Genomic DNA, 4892 nt, shown 5'->3' on the forward strand with positions numbered 1-4892 from the left:
ACTATTAACCATAAAGATCCAATTAATAAATGATGGTAAAGATATCTCAATTAGGAAGATGTGCAAGATTCTTGAGGTACTTAGATCAACTTTTTATTACCGTACTCAGACAAGGGCAGAACCCAAAAGAGATATGATAATAGAAGAAGAGATGAGAAAGATTATAGAAGAAGAACCCGCTGTGGGCTTAAGAATGATAACAGCGATTTTGAGACAAAGGTTTAACAGGAAGTTAAATAGAAAAAAGTTCATAGGATCATCAAGTTGAACCCATTGGCAGTTAAATAAGAAAAACAAAGGTCTCAGACCTCGTGTACAAGGATGGAGTAGTAGAACAGGAAGATCGAATGAAAGATGGGCTATAGATATGCCTCATGTTTATACCAGTACAGGGTTATGTCATTTGACAGCAGTTATAGATTGCTGTGATCGAAGTATTGCCCAATGGAGATTATCTAGTTCTTCAAAAGCAGATGTTGCTGCAGCAGCTCTAGAAGATGCTTTGATAATTCGTGGTATAAAAAAAGAAGACAATCTAATTCTTAGATCAGATAATGGATTAATTTTTGGTGCAAAGAAGTTTCTCGAAGTTACCCGCAGATTTAATGTAAAACAAGAATATACTACGCCATACACTCCAGAACAGAATGGTATGATCGAACGCTTCTTTCGAACACTTAAGGAGAATTGCGTTTGGCTTTACCGATTCAAGGATCAAGATGATGCATTTGAGAAGATTGCAGATTGGATACACAAATACAATATGAAACGACCTCATTCAGCAATAGGATATATTAGTCCTATGGTATATCGGAAAAAATTAGTAGCATAATGGTCCCAAAAAGCAGGGGAACGGTACATTAATTTATAATCTCACTGATTACAGATTCAAAACGCTGGTCTATTTTGTTGATATATGACATATAATTATTATACGAATGATCGACAATCCGGTTCCTTGCCTTATTATCTTTTAAATAATGTTCTGCTTTTGTTAGAAAATCAGAACCATCCCATTTTAAAGCTATATAAGTTTCTTTGTCTCTAAATATATCTGGCCAAGTTTCTAAATGAGACATATCTGGTTTTAATAACAGTGCTTTGACAAGAATTGCTTCAAAATCCCTTAAGCATAGTTCCCCCCAGCCAAATGGACTAAATATTATTTTGGACTTAATAATTTCTTTATTAAATTGTTTTTGAGATACAAAACCGGTCATAAAGTCTTTATGGTTTTTTATTTTTTCTAAAAAAAGATGTCGTTGAAAAGCTATAGTGTCTCTAGATGCAAATCCCAATCTAGCATGAATACCTAATGTTTTTTCTTTTATAGCAAAGATGTAATTTTTTCTATTATAGAAAAAAGGTGCCAACGATGAAGAAATGTAACGAGAAGAAAAGACCCCTACTCGTTGCTTAAACTTATGACGTGGATATTCTCCAATACCAATATTCCAAGAAACTCTCAATTTCTTTAGATCATCATCATTTTCCAAAATAGGCCTTTTTCGGGTAGGGGTGTCATTTATACGATATTTTTCATGATAATATTGAGTAAATAATTCATCACCATAATGTTCGAGTTTATACAAATTTCTATCTTTATAGAGAGCTTTGTTATAAAATAAGTCTACATAAGGTAATATATCAAGACGGGGTATACCACCTCCTGCATTACCATTAAAAAATACAATTTTTTCATACTTATCACGAATTTTTTTCAATAAATCAAAATCCACAACATCTGGCTTTAGAAACTGACGAACCATTATTAATATCTTATTTTTATCGTTTTTAAGACAATATTTTACATTATCTGTAATATAAAACATCTTTTTGTATTTAGAGTTATAGAATGGTGTCAATGTATGATACAAAGAAACTCTATCAAAAAAAGCTAAAATAGTTATACTAGACATATATAGAATGTATTTTGTTTTCTAAAAAAGAGCAAGCAATTGGACTATAGCTAATTTATAACAAAATTAAAACTGGAGTTGAACTTTGAATATACCTATACGTATTTTACATGTTTTAGGTCGACTTGACCGTGGTGGGGCTGAAACTCTCATAATGAATATATATAGAAATATAAATAGAGATTTAATTCAATTCGATTTTATAGTACATACAGAAGATAATTGTGAATACACTAGTGAAATTAATTCTCTTGGTGGAAGAATATACTCAATTCAAAAATACAGGGGAATAAATCATTTTGAATATAAAAAGGCATGGACCTCTTTTTTAGAAAAACACAGTGAATATAGAATCATACATGGACACATAAGAAGTACAGCATCGATATATCTTAAAATCGCAAAAAAATTAGGATGTGCAACCATAGCTCATAGCCATAATACTTCCTCTGGATCTGGTTTAAATGCAATTGTAAAAAATGTTTTGCAATTACCTATTAGATTTTTCGCAGATTATCTTTTCGCATGTTCAATAGATGCTGGAAAATGGTTATTTGGAAATAAAGCTATAAAAGAAAACAGATTTAAAGTAATTACTAATGGTATAGAACTAAAAAAATATTCTTTTAATCCAATTATTAGGGAAAAAAAACGTAATGAATTAGGAATCTCAACACAATATGTTATAGGACACATCGGCAGATTTCATCCACAAAAAAATCATTTTTTTTTGTTAAAGTTGATGTTTGAATTATTAAAGAAAAGTAAAGACATTAGTATGGTTTTAGTAGGTGACGGACAAACTCGTCAAGAGATCGAAAAGATATCTCAAAGAATGGGAATGAAAGACAATATTATTTTTGCAGGTGTTAGATCAGATATTCCAGAATTACTTCAATCATTTGATTTATTTATTCTCCCCTCTTTATTTGAAGGTTTAGGTATAGTAGCAATAGAAGCCCAAGCATCAGGTCTTCCTTGTTTAGTATCTGAAGGAATTCCTAACGAAGCGTTTGTAACAAATAACATTGCAAAATTATCTTTGAAGGATCCAATAAAATTATGGATTAATTGGATCCTTAGTCATCTTGAATATTACAGAGAAGACAAAATAGATGTCATTGATGGAAAAGGATATAATATTATAGAGACAGCCAGTTATCTCCAAAACTTCTATCTTCAATTGAATAAGAAAATGATGAAAAATTAGACTAATGTGGCCAATATACAAAGCCTATTTATACTCAAAATCAATTTTGTTCTGAATTAAAAGATTGCTTATTATATAGTGAACATCTATTCTCATATTTTATATCTTCCATTAATTTTCTATTTACTGAAATAATATCAGCAATAAAGGAAGTTAGAATAGTTTGTACTCCAAATCCTGCCAGTATAGAGGTCAAAATTAATGATTGTATATGACCATTACCATCTCCAATTGAAAAGAAAAATAGATATCTTATACCTAATAATAATGCAAGAAGCATAAAAACTATTCCAATGTTAAAGAAAAAACGAAAGGGTTGGTATACAACAAAGATCCGGAACATTGTTCCCATTGATTTTTTTATATAAGAAGGAATTGAACTAACTAATCGTGACGGTCTTAAATCTTCATTAATTCTAACAGGAACAGAAGCAATTGCCATGTTATATCTTCCAGCTTGAATTATAGTTTCAAGAGTATATGTATAACTATTGTATACGTTTAATCGCATAGCAGCATCCTTTGAGAAAGCTCTAAAACCAGAAGGGGCATCTGGAACATCTGTATTACTTATTCTTCTAACTACGTATGAACCTAGTTTTTGAAGAGCTTTTTTTATTGGAGAAAAATGTCCTATATTACTAATTGGTCGTTCACCTATAACAACCTCTGCTTCCCCATTCAATATGGGCTGAACTAATTTGGGAATATCATTAGCGTTGTATTGATTATCTGCATCTGTATTAACAATTACATCTGCATTTTGCTTAATAGATTCAAAAATACCGGCCTTAAACCCTTCTGCAAGACCTTTGTTTTTAGGAAAATCTACAATGTAATCAACACCATTTTTTATGGCTATTTCTTTTGTATCATCCTTACTTCCATCATTAATAATTAACCATTCGACTATATCAAATCCTTCAACTTTTCTAGGCAAGTAGGATAAAGCTTCAGCTAATGTTCCTGCTTCATTGTAACAAGGTATTTGTATAATTAATTTCATTGATGATCTCCTAAATCTTATTAAATATCATTTTTTTTCGTGCCCAAAATTTTATTATATAATTAATCAGTGCACTTACTAATCTAGAATATATATAAAACAATCCGACTTTCTCAGTAAATAACCACATCATTCCTTGATTCATTAATAGCCCGAACATGCCTATACTTAGAAAAATAGTAAACTCAATATGCTTAGGATTTTTTATAGATCGACCTCTAAAAACCCATAGGTCAGAAGTTATATAATTAATAACCATTCCCATTAAATAAGCAATTGGTGTTGAAATTAAATAGTGTAAGTTAAAGATCGAAGTTAATAACCATAGTATAGAAAAATCAATGACAAAAGAAAAACCAGAACTAAAAAAATATCTAATTACTTGAGTTAATAATGTAGAAGAATCACCTATAAACCAATTTCTTATTTGTTTCATAAAAATTTAATATCCTTCTTATACAGTGGTCTAATTAAATTCATACCAGTCATTACGCAGATATTAATTTAACTTTACCATAATAAATATCTTCTAGGAATTCATCATCTAAAGATTGATGTCTCCTCCTATAATCCCCCCATTATTAATAGGAGTAATTTGTAGAATTATCTAAAACCATTCTAGGGGTAATGCCGCCCAAAGACGAATGAGGTCTTTCATTATTGTATATCCACATCCCTCTTGTCGCAAGTTCTTGTGCATGATAGATAGATTTGAAGATATTCAACTCTAGCCATTCATGTCTAGCAGTTCTATTAA

The 4892-nt window shown here is 30.5% G+C and carries 5 protein-coding genes and 2 pseudogenes; 3 read left to right on the top strand and 4 right to left on the bottom strand.

The genetic code is table 11. The features are described 5' to 3' along the window. A pseudogene (locus K345_RS23460) lies at positions 1–268 on the top strand (hypothetical protein); the annotation flags it as partial. A gap of 84 nt (positions 269–352) precedes the next feature. Beyond that, positions 353–832, top strand: a pseudogene (locus K345_RS22260) (transposase); the annotation flags it as partial. 28 nt (positions 833–860) lie between these two features. Here the strand turns inward: K345_RS22260 and K345_RS0106615 are convergent. After that, complete coding sequence (locus K345_RS0106615) at positions 861–1919, bottom strand: hypothetical protein (protein WP_028973498.1); 1059 nt, start codon at positions 1917–1919, stop codon at positions 861–863. 85 nt (positions 1920–2004) lie between these two features. Between K345_RS0106615 and K345_RS0106620 the strand changes: the two genes are divergently transcribed. Beyond that, positions 2005–3129: a glycosyltransferase family 1 protein gene (locus tag K345_RS0106620; protein WP_028973499.1), complete on the top strand. Its 1125-nt coding sequence runs from the start codon at positions 2005–2007 to the stop codon at positions 3127–3129. 40 nt (positions 3130–3169) lie between these two features. Here K345_RS0106620 and K345_RS0106625 read toward each other — a convergent pair whose 3' ends face one another. The 3 genes from K345_RS0106625 to K345_RS22865 form a co-directional block, all read right to left on the bottom strand. Further along, positions 3170–4135 (bottom strand): glycosyltransferase family 2 protein, encoded by a 966-nt coding sequence (locus K345_RS0106625; protein ID WP_028973500.1) that lies wholly within the window; start codon positions 4133–4135, stop codon positions 3170–3172. 10 nt (positions 4136–4145) lie between these two features. Continuing rightward, complete coding sequence (locus tag K345_RS0106630; protein ID WP_028973501.1) at positions 4146–4571, bottom strand: GtrA family protein; 426 nt, start codon at positions 4569–4571, stop codon at positions 4146–4148. Between the two features lie 145 nt (positions 4572–4716). Then, on the bottom strand, positions 4717–4892 hold a 176-nt coding region (locus K345_RS22865; protein ID WP_156888329.1), incomplete at its 5' end, for an integrase core domain-containing protein.

The organism is Spirochaeta cellobiosiphila DSM 17781, assembly GCF_000426705.1.
GTDB classification, from domain to species: Bacteria; Spirochaetota; Spirochaetia; order DSM-17781; family DSM-17781; genus Spirochaeta_E; species Spirochaeta_E cellobiosiphila.